General features: G+C 47.5%; 4 protein-coding genes. All 4 read left to right on the forward strand.

Annotation, left to right across the window (positions count from 1 at the left end):
- A partial coding sequence (locus tag DWW03_RS16285) for a tyrosine-type recombinase/integrase (RefSeq protein WP_118407056.1) occupies window positions 1-855 on the forward strand: 855 nt, incomplete at its 5' end.
- 246 nt (window positions 856-1,101) lie between these two features.
- On the forward strand, window positions 1,102-1,959 hold the full coding sequence (locus tag DWW03_RS16290) for a transposase (RefSeq protein ID WP_118407057.1): 858 nt from the start codon (window positions 1,102-1,104) through the stop codon (window positions 1,957-1,959).
- A gap of 199 nt (window positions 1,960-2,158) precedes the next feature.
- On the forward strand, window positions 2,159-2,533 hold the full coding sequence (locus DWW03_RS16295) for an excisionase family DNA-binding protein (protein ID WP_118404488.1): 375 nt from the start codon (window positions 2,159-2,161) through the stop codon (window positions 2,531-2,533).
- Between the two features lie 5 nt (window positions 2,534-2,538).
- Window positions 2,539-3,270: AAA family ATPase (locus tag DWW03_RS16300; RefSeq protein ID WP_118407058.1), on the forward strand; the 732-nt coding region annotated here is incomplete at its 3' end.

Genomic DNA, 3,270 nt, shown 5'->3' on the forward strand with positions numbered 1-3,270 from the left:
AAGACCAAGATGAAGGGCGATTTCCTTGCCTATTTCAAAGGACTGGCTGACCGTAAGAATATCAAGTGGCAGCACGTTTACAAACACTTCGAGCGGTTCGTGAACGGCAAATGCACCTTTGAAGAGGTGGATGTGGACTTGTGCCGCAAGTTCATGGAGTATCTGCTTAACGCCCCTCAAACCATCCACACCAACCAAAAGCTGCATATCAACTCCGCAGCAGGCTATTGGTCAACTTTCCGTGCGGTACTTCATACAGCCTACCGTGACCGGAAGATAAAGGAGAATCCCAACGGCTTCTTAGACCGCATCGAGTGCATTCCCACCATCAGGGAACATTTGAGCCAAGAGGAACTGATACGACTTGCTGAAACTCCTTGCGAAGAAGAGGTCTTGAAAAGGGCGTTCCTTTTCGCTTGTCTTACAGGATTGAGGAAGAGCGACATCAGGCAGCTCACGTGGCTGCAGATACAGCCATACACCAACGGCAGGATGTTCGTTACCACCCGTATGCAGAAGACCAAGGAGATAGTGCATAACCCCATCAGCGATGAAGCCTACGGACTGTTGGGAGAACGTGGCGAGGGGCTAATCTTTGAGGGTTTCAAGGACAAGATGCTGCAAGGACCACTCCAACGGTGGCTCACGGCAGCAGGGATAACCAAGAAAATCACCTTTCATTGCACGCGTCACAGCTTCGGAAGCCTGCACGTGGAAATGGGAACGGACATGGCTGTCATCCAAGCCTATCTCGGACATAAGAACATTACCACCACACAAATCTATTCCAAGATAGCAGCGCAGCAGATGTGTCAGGTGGTGGACAAGATAACCTTGAAGCGCAAGGAGGCATAAATATCTCACATTGACAGGTATTCAGAGGGGCGGTTATGGATACAAGGCTATAATCGCCCTCTCTGTTTTTGGCTTGATGCCACCATTTATAAGCCCCTCAGAGTATGAAATGGAGTATGATATGATGACATTTAGTGAAATACATTGAAAAAGACCGTTCCAACCGCAAATAACGGGCAATAATTGGGAAAAATAGCATTAACTTTGCACAAAATAAAATAGGAACATTCAATCTCTCAATGAAATATGGAATCATCAATCAAGGACAAATACATCATCTTGGGCTTTGTCTGCTTTGTCATCGTCTTAATATCTTCCATTGCCACGCTGGTAATAGCGGACAGCTTCAACCAAGACAACTTTGTCAGGTGGATAGTATTCGTATGCTGTAACCTGTTGGGATGGTTGCTCTATTTCTCCTTTCAGACGCTCATCTTTGATACATACGAAATCTACAAAATCAAGTTCGGAAAGAAAGAAACGACTGTCGAAGCCATAGAGGTGCAGGAAGAACTGTCACAAAATACACTTGAAGAAGCCACATCTGTACCTGCACCTACATCAGTTCCTGAGCTTGTACCCGAATCATTCCCGACAAAAGAAGAGGCACCTATCCAAACACAGCCGATAGAGTTGACCATTGCCCCGGATCTTCACGAGAAGAACCGTGCCGACTATGTAAGCAGGGAACAGCGGGAAAACGAAGGGCGCATCCGCATGGTCATGGAGTATTGCCATTATTACCTGCCCCGTATTGCCGACCAAGAAACCGTGAACCATATCTGCACGGAGGTGGACAAATGGATGGAAGATTTCGACTACAAGCCGAAGCCCGTATCAAGACCGCTTACCAAAGACATCAACAACATTCCACTCCGTCATTTTGTATGGAATATCTCCGAGCGTTTCCTGTACAAGAAATACTATAACGGGGATAACCGTGCCAAGTTCATCAAAGCCCTTTTCCCGAAGGCGTTTGCCGATACGGATTTATCGACCATCAAGAATTTCAAGGTAGAACCGCTAAAGACGGAAATTCCCATTGATGAACCCGAAAACGGCAAACTTGATTTCCACTATCCCGAGGATTATGTGCAGAATTAGGATGATCACGACACCAACGACAACCATCAGGTAACTCATAACATCCTGTTTTACATCGTTTCCCGAGTAATTTTACCCGTCATTTATGGCTGGTCTTAATTATTCGGGAATTATTTTGCAATGACGTGTCGTGGAGATATTCACGGATATATCATTTCAGTCCTTTGCGCCAAGTCTTACAAAAGAGACAAGTACGCAAATGGAAAAAACAATCCTTACCTTCAACGACCTCCCCGAGGTTGTGGCTCAGCTTCGAGACGAGGTTAAGAGCCTTAGAAGCCTGCTCACCGAGCAGCGCAGTGTGAACAATGTCCAAGCGGTGGACACCCACGTACCCATGTCGGTGGACGAGGCGGCAGAGTATTTAGGTATCCCCAAAGGTACACTCTACATGAAACTTTCGGAAGGAAGTATTCCTGCCACCAAGCCCGGCAAACGCTATTGCCTTTACCGTGACGAACTTGACAAATGGCTGGAATCCTCCCGAAAGAATCCCGTGCCGTTATCAGACGAAGAGCTGAACGAGTCCATATCCTCTTCACACCGCCGTAAACCCAACCCACGTAATTGGTAAACGGTATGGAAGAGGACAAGAACTATATCAACCTGATACATGGCGACCTCGCAAAAGCCACCCAAGCGCAGAACGGTATGCCCGACAGTGTAGGCATGATGCACATCAAGACAGCCAACCAGACCATTCTTGAAGCATCCTTGCAGCCTACACCCCGTGCGCTGTGGGATTGCTTTTGGTATGAGGGGGAACTCTCCTGCCTGTTTGCCGACTCCAATGTGGGCAAGTCCATCCTTGCCGTGCAGATAGCAGACCGTATCGCCCGAACCGACAATGTGCTGTATCTGGACTTTGAGCTTTCAGAAAAGCAGTTCCAACTCCGTTATACCAACGAGCATGGCAACCTCTACACCTTTCCCGAGAAGCTGTATCGTGTATCGCTTGACTGCAATTCCCTGTTGGATGCCAACTTTGAGGAAGCCATTATCGGCAGTATAGAACAGATGGCACAGCAGACCGCCTGTAGGATATTCATTGTTGATAATCTTACTTACCTGTGCTGTGCCATGGAAAAAGGCGATGCGGCAGGACGGCTGATGATACACCTCAATAATCTCAAAAATAGATACGAGCTGTCTATCCTTGTGTTGGCGCATACTCCCAAGCGTTCATTGGACTGTCCCATCACGTCCAACGACCTTGCAGGTAGCAAACGGCTCTACAATTTCTTTGACAGCGTGTTCGCCATTGGAAAAAGTGCCCAAGACGGAGGGCTTCGCTATGTGAAGCAGCTTAAA

It is taken from the genome of Alistipes sp. AF14-19 (genome assembly GCF_003461645.1).
In the GTDB taxonomy this organism is placed as follows: domain Bacteria; phylum Bacteroidota; class Bacteroidia; order Bacteroidales; family Rikenellaceae; genus Alistipes; species Alistipes shahii.